Origin of the sequence: Eubacterium sp. BL-380-WT-2B (assembly GCF_009696115.1) — a bacterium.
In the GTDB taxonomy this organism is placed as follows: Bacteria; Bacillota; Clostridia; order Eubacteriales; family Eubacteriaceae; genus Eubacterium; species Eubacterium callanderi.
This window is the reverse complement of sequence record NZ_VUMP01000012.1, coordinates 1-18,192: the sequence shown is the minus strand read 5'-3', so window position 1 is coordinate 18,192 and position 18,192 is coordinate 1. Positions and strand designations below refer to the sequence as shown.

Annotated in this window: 9 protein-coding genes; 6 read left to right on the top strand and 3 right to left on the bottom strand. The window is 52.8% G+C overall.

Going from position 1 to position 18,192, the window contains the following annotated elements; all coding sequences use genetic code 11:
- Positions 1 to 28 precede the first annotated feature (28 nt).
- From FYJ53_RS19820 to FYJ53_RS19810, 3 genes are all read left to right on the top strand, one after another.
- Positions 29 to 2,191 (top strand): diguanylate cyclase, encoded by a 2,163-nt coding sequence (locus FYJ53_RS19820; RefSeq protein ID WP_154557693.1) that lies wholly within the window; start codon positions 29 to 31, stop codon positions 2,189 to 2,191.
- Positions 2,192 to 2,263: 72 nt separating this feature from the next.
- Complete coding sequence (locus FYJ53_RS19815; protein WP_013380393.1) at positions 2,264 to 3,235, top strand: Gfo/Idh/MocA family protein; 972 nt, start codon at positions 2,264 to 2,266, stop codon at positions 3,233 to 3,235.
- A 272-nt stretch (positions 3,236 to 3,507) separates the two neighbouring features.
- A complete protein-coding gene (locus tag FYJ53_RS19810; RefSeq protein ID WP_154557692.1) occupies positions 3,508 to 5,505 on the top strand; it encodes a diguanylate cyclase domain-containing protein in 1,998 nt (665 codons plus the stop codon).
- Between the two features lie 43 nt (positions 5,506 to 5,548).
- On the opposite strand, the gene FYJ53_RS19805 is transcribed toward FYJ53_RS19810, so the two are convergent.
- On the bottom strand, positions 5,549 to 7,726 hold the full coding sequence (locus tag FYJ53_RS19805) for a YhgE/Pip domain-containing protein (protein ID WP_154557691.1): 2,178 nt from the start codon (positions 7,724 to 7,726) through the stop codon (positions 5,549 to 5,551).
- Positions 7,723 to 10,275, bottom strand: a complete 2,553-nt coding sequence (locus FYJ53_RS19800) for a YhgE/Pip domain-containing protein (protein WP_238054387.1) — start codon at positions 10,273 to 10,275, stop codon at positions 7,723 to 7,725. Before FYJ53_RS19800 ends, FYJ53_RS19805 begins: the two co-directional genes overlap by 4 nt.
- A 262-nt stretch (positions 10,276 to 10,537) precedes the next feature.
- Between FYJ53_RS19800 and FYJ53_RS19795 the strand changes: the two genes are divergently transcribed.
- The 3 genes from FYJ53_RS19795 to FYJ53_RS19785 are packed head-to-tail and all read left to right on the top strand — an operon-like array spanning position 10,538 to position 16,578.
- Positions 10,538 to 12,499 carry a 5'-nucleotidase C-terminal domain-containing protein gene (locus tag FYJ53_RS19795; protein WP_154557690.1) on the top strand — a complete coding sequence of 654 codons (1,962 nt, stop codon included), beginning with the start codon at positions 10,538 to 10,540 and terminating at the stop codon, positions 12,497 to 12,499.
- A 20-nt stretch (positions 12,500 to 12,519) separates the two neighbouring features.
- Positions 12,520 to 15,090 carry a hybrid sensor histidine kinase/response regulator gene (locus tag FYJ53_RS19790; protein ID WP_154557689.1) on the top strand — a complete coding sequence of 857 codons (2,571 nt, stop codon included), beginning with the start codon at positions 12,520 to 12,522 and terminating at the stop codon, positions 15,088 to 15,090.
- A gap of 30 nt (positions 15,091 to 15,120) precedes the next feature.
- Positions 15,121 to 16,578: a GntR family transcriptional regulator gene (locus tag FYJ53_RS19785; protein ID WP_148428867.1), complete on the top strand. Its 1,458-nt coding sequence runs from the start codon at positions 15,121 to 15,123 to the stop codon at positions 16,576 to 16,578.
- 297 nt (positions 16,579 to 16,875) lie between these two features.
- Here the strand turns inward: FYJ53_RS19785 and FYJ53_RS19780 are convergent, their stop codons facing one another.
- Positions 16,876 to 17,484: a LysE/ArgO family amino acid transporter gene (locus tag FYJ53_RS19780; RefSeq protein WP_154557688.1), complete on the bottom strand. Its 609-nt coding sequence runs from the start codon at positions 17,482 to 17,484 to the stop codon at positions 16,876 to 16,878.
- Between the last annotated feature and the right edge of the window lie 708 nt (positions 17,485 to 18,192).

Below are 18,192 nucleotides of genomic sequence, written 5' to 3'. Positions count from 1 at the left end.
GATATAAGTCCGTTTAAGGGGGCTGTTTATGGATAACCAGACAAAAAAAAGAAAGATACTCATCGTTGACGATATGGAGCTGAACCGCGCGCTGCTGTGCGAGATGTTCCAGACAAAATATACCATATATGAAGCTGAAAACGGTGCGCAGGCGCTGGAAATCCTGGAGCGGGAGAGCGAGAATATCGCGGTTGTGCTTTTGGATCTTATCATGCCAGTGCTCGACGGTTTCGGTGTCCTGACAGAAATGGAGCGTATGGGCCTGGCTGGCCGTGTCCCGGTCATCATGATTACTGCTGAGAACAGTGAGGGCGTTATGCAGCGCGGCTATGAGATGGGGGCAGCGGATATTGTCACCAAGCCCTTTAATCCAAATATCGTGATCCAGCGCGTCCACAACATCATTGAGCAGTATACCCAGAAGCTTCACCTGCGGCAGCTGGTGGCTGAACAGACAAGGGCGCTGCGGGAGCAGGCGGAAAAAATGCGTGAAAACAGCGCCCAGATGATTGACACCCTCAGCAGTATTATTGAATTTAAAAACACCGAATCGGTGTCCCATATACACAACGTGCGCGTGATTACCCGGCTGCTGCTGGCTGAATTTGCAAAAAACCATAGTGAATATGGACTTTCCGACTCCCTGATTGAGATTATCTCCGAGGCGGCGGCCATGCACGATATCGGTAAGGTGGCCATACCGGACAATATTTTAAACAAACCCGGCCGCCTGACTGATGAGGAATTTGAGATCATGAAAACGCACACCTCACGGGGAAGCGAGATTTTAATGGAGCTGTCCGGCGTCCAGAATCTGGCTTACTATGATTACTGCTACGATATCTGCCGCCACCACCATGAGCGGTGGGACGGAGGCGGATACCCCGACGGCCTGGTGGGCAACGAGATCTCTATCTGGGCCCAGGCGGTATCGCTGGCCGATGTCTACGACGCGCTGACCAGCAAGCGGGTTTATAAGGACGCTTACACTCATGAAACCGCCGTCCAGATGATTTTGGACGGGGAGTGCGGGGTCTTTAATCCACAGCTGATCGAATGCTTTATGACAGCACTGCCCGAGCTTAACCGATCCATGAAGGGGGGCGAAATGCTGACGTCGACGGTCACCGCGCCCGGTGAGGTGTCTATGCCTGAAAAGAAGAAAAAAGAAGCGCACGGCGATCTGTCAAGCCGGACCCTATATCTGTTAGAACAGGAGCGGCAGAAGTATCAGATATTGTCTGAGCTTTCGGATGAGCTTATTTTTGAATACGACCTGCGTGCGGACAAGCTGACCTTTTCTGACCGTTTTCAGATATTGACCGGAAAGGATCCGTTATTTCCGCAGATCAGCCGGATATTGTCGGATGAGACGCTGGTCAACGCCGAGGATCAAAGGCGTCTTTTCAAAAAGCTTGAGCGCATTACGCCAGACAGGCCGACCTGCAAGGCGGAGCTGCGCATCAATCTGGACGGGGAGGGTTTCCAGTGGTATCAGGTTTATCTTTATCCTATCTGGGATATGGAGTTTGAGCCGATATGCGTGAGCTATATCGGCAAGCTCATCAATGTCGAGGAGAGCAAGCAGCGCAGCCTGATGCTTAAAAAGGAAGCAGAGAGCGATCCGCTCACAGGGCTTTTAAACCAGAGGGCAATGCGGGAGCAATCGATTCTGGTGCTCAAAGACCGGCGTATACAGAACGCCGCCCTGTGCTTTGCCGACGTTGATAATTTTAAATCGGTCAATGACGATCGCGGCCATCTTTTTGGGGATATGGTGCTCAAGGAGGTGGCAGAGATTCTGACCAGCAGTGTGCGCCATACCGATCTGGTAGGACGCGTGGGTGGCGATGAATTCCTGATCCTGTTCCACGACATTATCGACCAGAGAGACATCGAAAGGCGTGTTTCAGCCATCTGTAAAAAGCTGAACAAACGCTTTAACAGCTACGGCATTACCGGAAGCCTTGGCATTTCCCGCTATCCTCAGGATGGGGAGGATTTTGACACTCTTCTCCAAAAGGCCGACCAGGCCCTGTACCATTCCAAGGATCTGGGGAAAAACCAGTACAAGGTTTACGACGCAAGCTGTGCGAACCGGCCTTTCCGTTCATCCCTGACCCGGGTAGATAACTATAACGAAAAAATTGAGGAGATGGCCAGGGAATTAAAAAACATAACCAGCAGTTGACCAGAGGGGCTTTTGTCCCTCTGTTTTTATCTTAAAATAGAATGATCAATCACACAAAAGGAGTTGAATAGCATGAAAAAATATAACTGGGTGATTATTGGCACTGGCGTTATCGGCAACGAGATGGCAAGTGCGCTGAAACAGGAAAACGGTGAAATCTATGGCGTTTATAATCATCATGTGGAGAAGGGGCAGGCTTTTGCGCGTGAATACGGAGTCCGGAAAGTTTTCGAGAGTGAGGAGGCACTTTTGGCTGATCCGGAGGTGGATGTGGTTTACATCGGTACGCCCCACAATTACCACTATGAAACACTCATGAGGGCTGTCGGAGCCGGCAAGCACGTCTTTTGCGAAAAAGCCATTACCGTCAATGCAAGGCAGCTTGAGGAGGTGGCTGCGTTAGGCCTGGAAAGGGGCGTGGTGGTCATGGAGGGAATGACCATCTATCACATGCCGCTCTACCAGAAGCTGCGTGAGATGGTAGATTCCGGTGCCATCGGAAGGGTGAAGATGATACAGGTCAACTTTGGGAGCTGCAAGGAATACGATGTGAAAAACCGCTTCTTCGATAAGGCGCTGGCAGGAGGCGCTCTCTTAGACATCGGCATCTACGCCATGGCCTTTGCCCGGTTTTTTATGGAAACCAGACCCAATGTCATTCTGACCACGCCTCAGTACTTTGAGACAGGTGTGGATGAGCAGTCCGGTATCATCCTGAAAAATGACCGGGGGCAGATGGCCGTCACCGCCCTGACCATGCGGGCCAAGCAGCCCAAACGCGGTGTGGTGGCCGGGGAGTATGGCTATATTGAGGTGGATAACTACCCCAGGGCACAGAGAGCAGTGATCACCTACACTGCGGACGGCAGGCGGGAGGTAATAGAAGCCGGGAAAACCGGGGACGCGCTCTGCTATGAGGTGCGCCACATGCAGGAGGCCATTGAAAGCAGGGCCGGCATCGCGCCCCTTGCCCTGAGCCGCGATGTGATGGCAATCCTGACCGCTGTACGCGGGCAGTGGGGAATGCAGTATCCCTTTGAGTGATTGTTGTGGGAAAAGAGCACGGCACATTTTTGCGCTGTGCTCTCTGATAAAAAACAAGGGCTTTGTCATGTCATCTTAACTTGATATTTAGTCCTAATTGTAGTAGAATAGGTGATATTAATCAAAGAAAAATTTGTTTTATATATTCTACCGCTAAAGTATGATGGCCGATTACATTTGTACCCCAGTCAAATACATTAGCCTGATTTACAGAAACCAACAATTCCGGGAATAAAGGCCTGAAAACAGAAAACAGACAGGGGAAGGCAGCGATGACAAAATTATTAAAAAAGATCCGGTTTACAACCATTGTTCTTATTTTGGGTGTGGCGCTGATTGTCAGCAGTGTATTTTCATTGCTGACAATCCAGAACTTAGAGGGGAATGCCCGTGTGATCAATTATTCCGGTATTGTCCGGGGGGCGACACAGCGGCTGGTAAAGCAGGAGCTGAACAACGAGCAGAACGATGCGCTTATCGGGAAGCTGGACGCTGTTTTGGAGGAGCTTCAGAACGGCGGAGAAAGGAACAATCTGGTTAAGCTGGCGGATCCAGAGTATCAGGGGCTCGTCAGCGGCCTGCAGAGTAAATGGGGCGAACTTAAAAACGCGATTTACGACTACCGCGCCGGAGGAGCCGCCGGGCCGCTGTATGGAATAAGCGAGGAGTATTTCGAGCTTGCCGACCAAACCGTTTTCGCCGCGGAGCGTTACACAGAGCAGGCAGTAAAAAACGCGAAATATTTTCTGTTTCTGGTTACCCTGATTTTCCTGGCCATGGTAGTGGTCTGCGCCTTTTTTGCCTCATCCCAGCAAAAGCGCCGCGAAAAGCTTCTGGCAGATGAGAAGGAAGCTCTGGAACGGCAGATCCATTTAAACCAGATGCTGAACGACATCCGGGCGCCTCTCGACGAGCTGCCAGAGCTCATGTACGTCTCTGATCTGGAAAACTACGACCTGTTGTTCATTAACAAAGCTGGCAGGGATTCCTTTAACTTTAAGGATATAGAGGGAAAGAAGTGTTATGAACTGCTTCAGGGGCTGGACGCACCTTGCCCTTTTTGCTCAACGCCAAATCTGAAGCCGGAAGAGTACTTTAACTGGGAGCACACCAACCCCATAACCGGGCGGCATTATCTCTTAAAAGACCGGCTGATCGAGTGGGAGGGCCGTCCGGCCCGGTTCGAGATTGCCTTTGACCTGACCGAGGCCATGAGGGAAAAGCAAAACCTGAAAAATATGCTTGAAACCGAGCAGGTTATTGTGGAGTGTATCCGTGATCTCTACCAGAACCATGACCTGCCCCAGGCCATTCCTCTTTTTCTTGAACGTATTGGTAAATTTCTCAGGGCAGACCGCAGCTATATTTTTGACCTGAGAGGTGAACTGCTGAAAAATACCTATGAGTGGTGCGCCGACGGCATCAAGCCTGAGCAGGAGGATCTGCAGAGTATTCCCAGACATTACTTCAGCCGCTGGATCGAGGCCTTTACTGAGCAGGAATATATGATCATTGACGATTGTGAAGACCTTAAGATAACCACACCCCTGGAGTATGAAGTCCTTTCATTCCAGAATATCGAGCGGCTTGTAGCGGTTCCGCTGGAACGGGATGGCGAGCTTTACGCCTGTATCGGTGTGGACAATCCGCCGCCGGAGCTAATGCAGAATGCCGTATCAATCCTGCAGACTCTGCGCTATTTCCTGATGCTGGCTATCCGGCGCACCGAGGACGAGGCAGAGCTGACCAAGCTGAGCTACTATGATAACCTGACCTCCTTTTACAACCGCAACCGCTACATACAGGATCTTGAGGCCTTTACGGATTATGAGGATTCTGTAGGGATTGTCTTTCTGGATATGAATGGGCTGAAATCGGTCAATGATTTGTATGGGCACAGCAGAGGTGACCGGCTTCTGGTGGAATGCGCGCGCTGTATCCGTGAAGGGTTTGGCGAGAGCAATTTTTACCGCGTGGGCGGGGATGAGTTTGTAATCATCGCCCTCGGAGACACCGAGGCAGGTTTTTTTGACAGGGTTGAAAAGCTCCGCGGCTACTTTGAGCATAGCTCTCATATCAGTACGGCCATCGGCGCATACTGGACGCCGCGAGGTTCAGATATTGACGCGGCCATTACCGCGGCAGATGAAAGGATGTATTCGGACAAACAGGTGTTTTACCACGGACATCACACCTCCAAACACCGATACATCAATGACGACGCGGTTATCCGCTCAGAAAAGCAGACTGAAGAAAAAATAAGCCAATAAAAAGAGCACGGCACATTTCTGCGCCGTGCTTTTTTTGTATGTTTTACATTAAATATGTGCTTTCCAGCTTCTCGGTAAAGGTGTGGTTCAGGCGGATAACCGGTTTTCTGAGCACAAGGCCGAGGAGCAGGGAAGGGATCAGGAAAATGGCTAGACAGCCCATCTCGATCCAGTAGGTGTTCTGGTACATACCCGCAATGCACTCGCGCATGGCGTTCATGCTGTGGGCGAAAGGCATGAGTGGATAGAGTCTCTGGAAGAACTCTGGGAGCACCTCGATGGGGAAGCTGCCGCCTGAGCCTGCAACCTGGATAACCATCAGGATAACGGCGATGGCCTTGCCCACGTCACCGAAGGAGACCGTGAGGGTATAGATCAGATTCACATAGACAATGCTCGTGAGCCACGCTGCCAGCAAAAAGAGTATGGGGTGCTCACACTGAATTCCCAGGAAGAAAAGATCTCCCAGCGCAATGATGGTGCTCTGGATCAGCCCCAGAATCAGGAAGGTGATGTATCGCCCGAAGTAGGCGTGGTGGGGCTTTAAAGAGAGGGCTTTTTCTGTTTTTTCCGAGACATTTACGCTGATCATGGCCACGAGCACAACGCCGCCGACCCAGATGGCAAGCGTTGTGTAGAATGGTGCCATGGCAGAGCCGTAATTTGCCACAGGGTATATCTTTTCAGTCTTGAGCTCGACCGGAGCGGCTAAAAAGCTGCTGAGTTCAGCGGGGCTGCCGGAGAGCAAGGTCTCGATTTCAGCCATGTCGCCGCTGGCGGCGGCCTTTTCAACCTCTTTTAGAACGCTGTCCAGCTTTGCCTTCACAGCGTCCAGTTGATCGGCTGAGCGGGTCAGGAGATCCCTCGCCGTACCCAGGTCCGAAGCGGTCTCACCGGAAAGGGATGCGATGTCGTGGATACTGCCGTTTAGCTGGCCGAGGATACCGGCCACCTTGCCGCTGCCAAAATCAAGGCTTGAAAACAGGGTTCCCAGCTGGGGCTTCAGGTTTGTCTGATAGTCTGTTTTTGCGTCGCCGATGACTTTACTGGCCTGGTCAGTGAGCCCTTTGAGGGTTTGATAATCTGACGCTGCCATACCAGTGGTTTCAGAGATTTTATCCACGGTTTCTGTCAGCTTGTCCCGCAGGGCCTCCTGCTGGGTGATGATTTGATTGAGCTTGCCAATCACAGGCTGGAGCGCGGGCGCCATGTCCGGAAATTCATCGCTGAGTTTTTGAAGCGTGTCACGGAGCTCGGTGTAATGGTTGATGAGCAGTTGTACCTCATCGGCCAGACTGTCTAAGCTTTTGGCGGCCTCACCGGCGTTTTGGTCCACAGAGGCGAAAGCCTTGTCGATTTCGGATGATATTTTCTGGTAGCTCTCACCGCTCACATCAAAGACGGTTTCGATGCCCTGGGAGGCAGTGTCCATCGCACCCTGGAGTCCCCGGGCTGTGCCCTCTGCCTCCTGCAGAATGCCTGAGCTTTCCGAGACGCTGTTCCCAGAGGTTTCCAGGAAGCCGGTGGTCGAGGTCAGAACCTTCTGGGTAGATTCGGTCATGGACGCAAAGGCCCGCACTGTTTTTGCGGAGGTCTCCACCTCTGCTTCTATACGCTGAAGATTAGTCTTAAGGCTCTCAGTCAGGGACTGATTGCCTTGCTTATCCGCGGCCTGATAGACAGACTGCAGCGCCTCAAGGGAGATTTCGGACACCTTTTCCACAAAGAGGCTGTTGACCTGCTCCTGGACAGCAGTCGCACCCTTATCGGTCACTTTCGGCGCGATGGCATTCTCCTTCTCATTGGTATAATAGATGATCGCGCTCTTTTTAATATCCGGGGAAAACAGGCTCATAATATTGGCGCTGAAATCCTCAGGGATCACAATGGCGGCGTAATAGGCGCCGGATTTCACGCCCTCCAGAGCCTCGTCCCTGTCTGTAAACTGCCAGTCCATCTGGTCATTGGCCTTCAGGGCTTTTACCACCTCGTCGCCCACGTTCATGCTCACAGAGAGGATGTCGCCCTGGTAGCCGGCATCGGTGTTGGCAACCGCGATTTTTATATCTTTTGTGTTGCTGTAGGGGTCCCAGCTCCCCGCGATATTAAACCAGGCGTACATGGCAGGCACAACGCAGACACCCATCACGACAATGAGGGCAATGGTATTATTCCGGATACGGCTGAAGTCGCCCGTAAAGATTTTCAAGATTTTTTTCATTTTTCAGTCCCTTTCCAGTCGTCCTTAAACATGGCCCGGATTTCCTCATCGGTCATACCGCAGAGCTGCTGCTCCAGCTCAAACTGCTTGCGCATTTTATCCCGGAAGTACTCGAGGCAGATGAGGTATACCGAGATACCGATCAGAGATATGATCCACAGCACCAGATAAATAATTTTTGAGTCCAGGCTGAACATGAGCACCATGAAAACAAGGGGCAAAATAAACATGAGCAGAAAGCCCGCCTTTATCTTTTTGCGGTAGCTCTCCTCAAAGGCCGCCTGCCGGGCTTCCCGTTCTTCAGTCGTCCGGCCCTCCACGGCAAGGGCTCTGGCGATGATGGAGATGGGGTCCTTTTTCTGTTTGATACCGCCCTCTGTCTCGCTGACCATCATCCCGGTTTCGGAGAGCCGCCTGTCAAAGAAGTGGTTGAGGTTTAAGAGCAGCGGCCTGAGCCCCAGGCCGATGACCAGCCCCACAGGGATAAAGATAAGCAAGTGAAGCAGGTCTGAAACATAATGCGCCGCATAGATGCCTGCCACGGCCTCACGCATGGCGTTAATGCCATAGGTAAAGGGCAGCAGGGGATGAACCGCCTGAAAGAAGCCTGGCGTCATCTCAATCGGATAGGTACCCGCGGAGCCGGGAATCTGCAGAATAACAAGAATAACACAGATGGCTTTTCCGATGTGCTTAAAGGTAACCGAAAGGGCATAGATCAGGTTCACATAGACAAAGGAGGCCAGCAGTCCGGCGAAGATAAAAGCCGGCGGGCTTTCACACTGGATTTTCATCAGGAGCAGGTCTCCAAGGCATACCACAAAGCCCTGCAAGAGGCCAACCGAGATATACAGGAGCCACCTGCCAAAGTAGGCCTGTGTGGGTGTGAGGTTTTTAATATTTTCATCCTCGTCCACCTCCAGCTTAAAGATGGCGATAAGGACAATACCACCGACCCAGATGGCCAGATTGCTGTAAAAAGGCGCAAGGGCAGAGCCATAATTGGCGACCGGATAGATTTTTTCCGTTTCGACCTCCACAGGTGATTCCATAAACTCTGCTACCTGCTCAGGCTTTATACCTGTGGTTGAAAGAAAATTCTGGTACAGCCGGGAGTTTTTGATGGCATTCAAATCTGTTGAGACCCGGCTGAGCTGCCCGGCGAGGTCCACCAGGGCTCCCTGAGTGCTGTCGAGAGCGTTCTCTGCCTCTGTCAGCGCGGTGCCCAGGTCATCGAGGATGCCCTGGAGCTGGCCCGCCGCCGGGGGCACCCCGGACAGAATCCCGGCGGTTTTCCCGGAGAGGGCGGCAAAGCTGTCAAGGGTCTGGTTAACCTGCGGCAGAAGGCTCTGCTGAAAACTGGTGTTGACACCTCCCAGAGCCTTGCCGCTGTCGGTGGCGATCGCGTTAAGGCTTTTGCGCGTTTCCGATGCCTGCGTAATCATGTTTTTAACACTGTCGTTTCCAGTATTCAGGCGGTCCAGAATTTTCTGCTGGCTCTCGATTTCCGATTCCAGCGACTGGATCAACCTGGCGAGCTCGGGTGAAGGGTGATCTTCATTGAGCTTTTTCAGCGCGTCCACAATCTCCTGGTTAAGGGACAGCATCTCTTTTGCAGAGGTGATACTGTTCTCAAAGCCTGCGTTTATCTCAAGGGCCTGCGCTTCCAGGTTCCCCAGCTGTGATGAGGCCGTCCCGCCGATCTGCCCCAGAACACTCTGGCTCTGGTTCAGGATGTTTGACAGGCTGCCTGAAAATTTTCCAACGCTTTCACGGCTCTGGCTCAGACGGTCCTGTGCGCTTTCAAGTCCTTTCTGGCCCGAGGCGGCGGCGTCCTTAAGACTGTCAAGCGTGGCCTTGCCGCCGTCAATGCTGCCCTGCCCGTCAGCGATGGTTCCCCTGAAGTTTTCCAGCAGCACACGGTAGGTGTCCAGGTCGCTCCGGGTAGTGTCGATGGCAGCGGTGATGTCCGCGCTGGCCTGGTTGAGCTTTCCGGATATGCCCACTGCCGAGGCGGCCATGACCTTTGACACACTCTCAGAGGCCACAGAGGAAAAAGTGCTCTTGATCTCCTCCTCCAGCGTCTGTGCGCCGGTATCGGTGATTTTGGGCGCGATGGCGTTCTTCTTCTCATTAACATAGTAAATAATTTCGGACTTCTCGATCCGTCCGTTTAAAAAATCCGTCAGCCGGCTGCTGAAATCCTCGGGAATGATGATGGCCGCGTAGTATTTGCCGGATTTTACGCCCTCAACCGCCTTCTCCGTATTGACAAAGGTCCAGCCGAGCTGGTCGTTTTCTTTGAGATTGGCAATGATCTCGTCACCGGCGTTGAGCTTGCCAGTAACCGCGTTTTGGGTTCCGGCATCTTCGTTGGCGACAGCGACCTTGATCCCCTTTGTATTGCTGTAGGGATCGTAGTTTGCCCCGATATTAAACCAGGCGTAAAGGGAGGGGATCACAATAATGCCGATGGTTACAATGAGCGCAAAGCGGTTTTTCCACAGCCGCCAGACGTCCCTTTTAAAGATATTCCATATTTGTTTCACGTTACACCTCTGGGTTATTTTTACCCCTCATTTTAATTTTTAATAATTATTTTGTCAAGGTTAAAGCAATTTGACGCTTATATTGTATATATAGACAAATTATGTTCATCTTCCAGAAAAGCACAGCACAATTCTGCGCTGTGCTTTTTTTGTTTCCTTTTGCAGAAAGGTTCTTTGTAATTGATTTAATCGGTCACAGATGCTATAATTATATGGTAAAGGTTCCAAGAAGATATGTGATATATAAAAGGAGAACAAAATTATGGGGAGATTGAATATTAAGAAAAAAAATCGAAAAAAAATGGCTGCGGCTGTTTTGTGCGGTGTATTCCTGTGCAGTATGCTGTCCGGCTGCGGACAGAGCCCTCGGTCTGATAAGACCACAGTGACGCTGCTGTATTCAAACGATTTTAAAAATCTTGAGCAGCTGGTGGAATCGACTTACCCCGACATCGACCTCCAGTGTGAACGGACGCCTTACCCCAGTGAGCAGCTGCGCCAGCTGGAAAAGGGCGTAGGGCCCGACCTGCTGCTGACCTCACAGCCAACCTCCAGCAGCATTTTAGACTATGCGCTGGACCTCAGCGATACAAAGGCAAGCGTGGCCTACGACGGAACCGTCATGGAGATGCTGAAGCAGAACGGCAAAACCTATCTGCTGCCACTCCCAGGCCAGTACAAGGGATATATTGTCAATGAGACCCTTTTTCAGGAGGCGGGGCTGGCGCTTCCCACCACCAATCAGGAGCTGGTTTCAGCGATGGTGGCGCTCAGGGAAAAGGGTATTGGCGTCGGTGGGGACGGTGTCAATTTCAGCATTGAGAGTGACTACAACACAGACCTTGGCATGTTCTTTGTGGGGGACATGGTGCCAGATTTTCTGGGTACAGTCTCTGGCGTACAGTGGATGGCCGGGTTCAGGGAAAAGAAAACCACCTTTTCGGGACAGTGGGAAGGGGCCTTTGATCTGGCCAGCCAGATGACAGCTGCCGGCGTGATGGACGGCGCAGCCCTCGGCAAGAGCCGGAATTCGATTCGCAATCTGGAGCGTATGGCAGACGGGACTCTGGCCGTTGTTTTCGGCGGCTCTGACCTATACACAAGAATGGTTAATGAAAACCGGGAAAACGCAGAGGCCGGCACATCTCCTGAGTACCGCTACCGGATGCTGCCCCTGCTCAGCGATGCGGGCAACAGCCCCTGGCTTATCCTTGCGCCATCCGCCTATATTGGAATCAACACCCATTCAGACATTAAAACCCAGGAGGCATGCCGCCAGGTGCTGGAGCTCATCTCAACCAAAGAAGGCCAGGAGGCCCTGACCAGGGATATCCAGATGGGTTATTCCTATCTGAAGGATTATCAGCCTGAGCATTCAGACGTGATCACCGGGCTTGAGGAATATGTAGACAGCTCCTACGTCTACAATGTGCAGTTTCCGGATAAAATCGTAGAGTATCTGGGTGAGATGTCCCGCCAGGTTTTTGTGGGCAAGCTGACCCCCGAAGATGCGTTGAAGGCTGTCGACAAATACTATTATGAGGGATCAGACCAGGTGGATTATGACTTGTCTGTGGTGGGCACCATTAAAAACGACCTGCTGCTGCAGGATTACAATACCCGCCGGAAAGAGGCTGAAATTGGAAACCTTCTGGCCGACAGCGTGGCAGAGGTCTCGGGCGCATCCATCGCGGTGGTTAACGGGGGCGGTATCCGCGGAAGCCTGTACGCCGGAGAGGTATACGGCAGTGATCTGGCCGCTGTGTGTCCCTTTGACAACCAGGTGGTCGTGCTGGAAATGAACGGCCAGGTTCTGTGGGATATGCTTGAAAACAGCCTGTCCGCCTGTACCGACACATTTCCGGGCGGACGTTTCCTGCAGGTTTCCGGAATCCGCTACACCTTTGACAGCAGCAAAGAGCCCGGCGCCCGTCTGAAATCTGTCACGCTTGCGGATGGCACCACCCTGGACAGGCAGCAGAAGTATCAGGTCGCGGTCAATGATTATATGGCTGGAAAGCAGGGCTACGCCGAAAATAACGGCGATGGCTATACCATGCTCAATGTCTACAGCGGCGACATCCCAAAGGGCAGCGTGCGTCTCGTAAAAGAGACTGACCTGACCTACAGGGACGCGCTGGCGCAGTATTTTGAAAACCATCGAAATGCCCCTGTGAGCGCGGAACTGGAAGGGCGCATTACCGACACAGGAAAATCGGAATGAATAAAAGAGGAGAAAGCAGGATGAAGATGAAAAAAGGAGAATGGATACCGATACGCTATATGTTATGTCTGTTTTTGATACTGCTCGTCCTGTTTTTTAGCATTCTGTGGCGTACCTACCAGAACGAGACCCAGGAAACCGTGACCAATATCAGTGAGGTGTACCTCCAGGAGATGACCACACAGGTCAGCAACCACTTTACCACTAACATGGACAGCCAGTTTTCCCAGATCCGCACAGTTGTCAATACCCTGTCGGAAACAGAGCTCTCGGATACGGCGAACCTGACAGCTTTTTTAAGCCAGCTCCAGGAGAACAATGATTTTTCCCATGTTGCCCTGATCAGCGCCAATGGAATGGCGTACTCGCCAAATGGGGCGATGCCGGCCATTTCAAAGATTAAGGAGCTAGACCGGCTGCTGTCCGGCACCGGCCGCCTTATCTCGGTCAATGAGACAATATGGGGCGAGGATATGCTCATGCTGGGCATGTCCATCACCCCCAAGGCCTTTGGAAACGAGCAGCTGGCGGCCATTGTCGTGGGGATCGACACAGCCCAGATTGGCGAGAAGCTGATCTTAAACAAAAGCGGCACCGATTCGCATTCCAGCATTGTGACAGATGAGGGTGACTTTATAATCGAGAGTGACCTGCCGGAAATGGCAGGCCAGGGCTCCAACCTGTTCTCTATTCTGAACAGGAAAGCCGCCTTCGACCAGGGCTATGACCTCGACACCATTCTGCAGGATATCGGCCAGGGGAGATCGGGAATGGTCTCGCTCAGAATTGGGGACTACCATGAATACGCATATTACACCCCCATCCCTGAGACCGGCTGGTATGTCTTTACCTCCATGGGCTATGACACTGTCAATTCCCAGGTATCGAGCCTGAGCCGGTTTATGATGCTGGCGGCCTGCGGCGTGATGCTCAGCGTTCTGATGATTCTGGCCGCGTCCTTTCTTTTGTACAACCGAAAGGAACGGCAGATCCAGCGTCTGCTCATGGCGGAAAAGGAAAAGGCCGAGCGGGCGAGCCAGGCCAAGAGCGATTTTCTGTCCCAGATGTCCCATGAGATCCGGACGCCGATGAATGGCATTGTCGGAATGACAGAGGTGGGGCGCCGGTACACCCACAACCCGGCCAGGATTGAGAACTGTCTGGACAAAATCAGCCTGTCTACCCAGCACCTGCTGTCATTGGTCAACGATATTCTGGATATGTCCAAGATCGAGAGCGGAAAAATCGAGCTGCACGAGGAGTCCTTTGATTTTGGACAGCTCTTTAAAGCCCTGACCACTGTCTTTTATACTCAGGCCAGGGAAAGGGGCATTGAGTACAATGTTTATGTAAATGGAGCGCTTGAGGACGAGCTGGTGGGCGACGCCCTGCGGCTCAACCAGATTTTGACGAATCTGCTCTCAAACGCCATGAAATTTACCCCAAAGGGCGGAAAGGTCTGCATGACAGCAGAGGAAATCCGGCGCGGGGAAGACCGGTTCTGGATCGGGTTTGAAGTGCGGGACAGCGGGTGCGGCATTGCCAAAGAGAACCTCGGACGTATCTTCGAGGCCTTTACCCAGGAGGATTCTGGTGTGGCCCGCAAATATGGCGGCACCGGGCTTGGCCTTCCCATCACCAAGCGCTTTGTGGAGATGATGGGCGGCAGCATCTCTGTGGATAGCCAGGTGGGCAGCGGCAGCTGCTTCAGGGTAGAGATTCCCTTTAAATACGCTGCCGGATACGGCGCCGAGCACGTGCCCTGCGGCAATGGCCAGCGAGTGCTGGTTCTTAACCAGATTTCCCTTATCCTGGAAAGCGTAACCGGAATCCTGAACCGTGAGGGATTTCTGGCGGAAGGCGCTGAGACACAACAGCAGGCCGTCGAAAAGCTTAAACAGGCAGCAGAAAGCGGCAGCCCCTACACGCTGTGCTTTATCCGTTGGGATTTCACAGATGACCTCCGGTCGCTGGGAAAAGCGCTGCGGGCACCTGTGGGGGATCAGCCTCCAAAATTTGTGGTCACAGGCTATGATAAAGACGAGCTGGACGAAGCCGCTGCTGTCATTGACGCGGACGGTGTTCTCACCCGCCCGACAGACCATACCGAGCTGTTTCAGCTTTTTGACAAGCTGGAATTTGGCGCGGCTGATCTCCAGAAAGCGCCCCAGGAGGACAGCCTGAAAGATAAAAATGTGCTGATCGTGGAGGATAACCCGCTAAACATGGAAATTGCCGAGGAGCTCTTAAAAATAGCGGACGCCAGAGTACAGGGCGCGGCCAATGGACAGGAGGCAGTGGAAGCCTTCACCCGTTCGCCTGAGGGCTTTTTCGACCTTATTCTCATGGATATGCAGATGCCGGTCATGGACGGCGTTACCGCTACCCGCGCCATCCGGGCCCTGAACCGGAGCGACGCGGACGCCGTGCCCATTGTCGCCATGACGGCCAACGCCTTTCAGGAGGATATCCGGAAATGTCTGGACAGCGGTATGGACGCCCATATCAGCAAGCCCTTTATGCTTGAAGATATCCTCCAGCGCTTTGCAGAGGTGCAGACCGTAAAGAAGATGAAATCCTGCCCAAAATGAGGTATAATAAAAGCAGGCAGGTGAAAATAAATGAAAAATGATGTGCTCATGTACGAAAATGTCTATGAGATCCTTAAAGATAAAATTGAGAGCGGCCGTCTGCCAAGGGGCTCGCGGCTGCCCTCGCGCGCCGAGCTTTGCAAGGCGTTCGGCACCTCGGAGAAATCCGTCCGCCGGGCCGTCGAGCTGCTGGCAGACGAGGGGTTTGTTAAAACAGAAAAGCGGAAAAGGCCTGTTGTAGCCTTTAACCCTGTGGCACAGCCGCGGAAAAAGGCGCCGCCGGCCAGAGGAACAGGTGCCTTTGTCACCGAGGATACCTTAAAGACCGGCGTTCTGCTGTGCTTTCCGCTCATCGCCCAGGGGCTTAAGCTCTGCCAGGGCGATGAGTGGGCTGTTCCCCAGGCCATTATCGACCAGATGGACCCCGGGCAGCCAGTTGCCTTCTGGCGGCTTTCAAAACGTTTATGGCGTTTTTTTGTTGCCCGGACCGGCAATGCCCTGGCGCTGCGCGCGGTGGACTGCCTTGGCTATACCGGGATTGACCCGCTTTCCGGCACCCGGGAGATGCGGGAGGGCTATCTTGAGAGTATTCGGGAATTGTTTGAATGCGTCCGGCAGGGCGGTTCGTTTGAGTCCATCCACTTTGGGGACTTCTCAGCCCTTTATGACTTTGTGGGAATGGCTGAAAAAAAAGCGGAAAGCCGCAGCGGCTCAGCGCTGCCCGTCAGTAAAATCGATCAGAAGCTCACAAAGGCAGAGCGGTATTCGAGCGTTTATCTGGATATCATAAGCCTGATCGCTGTGGGTTATTATAAGCCCGGCGACCGGCTGCCCACCCATGAGGCGCTGCGCAAAATTTATAACGTCAGTGTCGATACCACGGTCAGAGCAGTTCAGATTCTCCAGGAATGGGGCGTGGTGGAAGCCACGCCCGGCAAGGGCATCTTTGTGACCATGGATCTGGACGGTTTAAAAAAGCTGACCATCAGCCCCGGGATGATCGCCAGCCATGTCCGCCGCTTTTTGGACAGCCTGGAGCTTTTGTCGCTGACGGTGGAAGGCGTGGCAGTCCACGCGGCAGAGAACGCGTCAGCCAGCGAGGCGCAGGAGCTGTATGATGAGATTGACAGGCTGTGGAACAGGCTTTACCTTTATGATCTGACGCCGCGGGTGCTGCTGAATTTTATCACTGAGCATATCCAATACGACGCCATGCGCAGCATTTACGGCGTTATTCAGAAAAACCAGCACGTGGGCAGGAGCATCCCAAATCTGGTCAACCCGGTCAAAACAGCGGTCAACTGTGAGCTTCATGAACAGTGTATGGAGGCCGTGGGCTTTTTGATGGAAGGCCGGCCCCGGGATTTTGCCCGAAAAGCCACAGAAATGTTTGACCATACCCGTGAGCTGGTCATTGGCGAGTGCCGCAGGCTGGGCTACTGGGAGGCCGCCATGGCAGTGTATGACGGCGATCTGCTGTGGAAATAGCCTCCCAAAGCTGACTAATAAAATGCCTTGAAAAGTCGGCTTAAGCCACCAGTTTGGCTGTCAAAAAAGAGGAAGTACCCGAGACTGCGCCTTTTATCCAGATAAGAAAAAAGGTCCAAGCGCTGTGTTGAACGGTTAGGAATCGTGCCATTTTACCGGAACAGCCGGACATTGGCGAGATCAGCCATTAACATTTATAAAGAAGATACAGGTGAGTGGGCAGCGCCCGCAGGACGCTTTTTTCTTTCTTAGGTAAAAGGCTTCGTCTCTCAGGTTTTTGACACACTGAAAGTTGGCTTAAGCCACCATTTTGATAAAACTGAGGAGCAGCTTCAGCCCGTAGAAGATAATGACCGCGCCGCAGACCACGTTGATGGCCCGCAGAACCCGGTCGTTAAATTTATGGCTGAACAGGGTGATGAAAACCGTCAGGCCCAGGAACCAGAGGCAGGAGGCTGAGGCAACCCCGGCCATAAAGGCGAGGCTCTGCTCTGCGGGAAGGGTGACCCGGAAGGCTCCCAGCATCATGGTGCCATCGATGATGGCCTGAGGGTTGAGCCAGGTGACCACAAAGGCTGTGGCCACCACCTGGCGCAGCGGCAGGTTCACATCCGCGGAGGTATCCAGGGTTCCCCTGTCCCGCAGCAGGCCGGCGCCAATAACAATGACAATGACGCTGCCCGCCAGCAGCACAAGCTTCTGAACCCAGGGAAACTGTTCCATGAGCGCGCCGATGCCAAAGAAGCAGGCCAGGGCCAGGGAGATGTCAAAGAAGATAACGACGAGCGCTGTCGCGGCAGCACGCCTGCGGCTCTGTGTGAGCGCCGTGTTGATGACGAACAGATTTTGAAGGCCGATGGGCGCCACGTAGGCCAGGCCCATGGTCAGCCCTTGAAGAAAATGCATAAAAACCTCCTGATACCAGTCAAAATAGGGATGTTATGCTTTATTATACGCTTTATCCGCGGCGGTGTACACAGCCAAAGCAATAAAAAACCCAGCCTAAAACCCGTGGCGGCGGTGGGACGCGGCCCCGACAGCCTTTAAACCCGGAGGCGCAAAGCGCAGGCGGCAAAGAGGACACGCCCTCCGGGCTAAATCAGGACAGAGTCAGGGTACTTAAAAACCCCGAGGGCCTCACAGGAGCAGGCATTGCGCGCCTGTCCTCAGAGCGACACCAGCGGCCGTCCGGCCTTTACAAAATCCGGACGGCTTTTTTTACACCCCAGGACAGCCCGGCGGCGCGGGACGGTTTTCTTCCTATTAGAATAAATATAAATACGTAAATCATAAATGCATTAAGGGATGTATCCGGCACACGACAAAGCCGGCAAACCCGCCAAATCCAGATGTCCATAGGCAGCGGCGGCAAACCAGTGATATACTAAAGCCATCAAAACGAAAGGAGATCCCCCTCAATGGCCTATGAAAGACAGAAGCTGAAAAATGAGCTTAAGATCAATCTGAACTATGGTGAGATTGGCGGAAAAATCAACTGTAAAATTCACTAAACTAAAAAAACGGCCATTTCTAGCCGTTTTGGAAGTTAAATATAATAGTGATGTCATCGTCGTTGATCTCAATTCGCTTGATGATTGAGCGCACCAGCGCTTT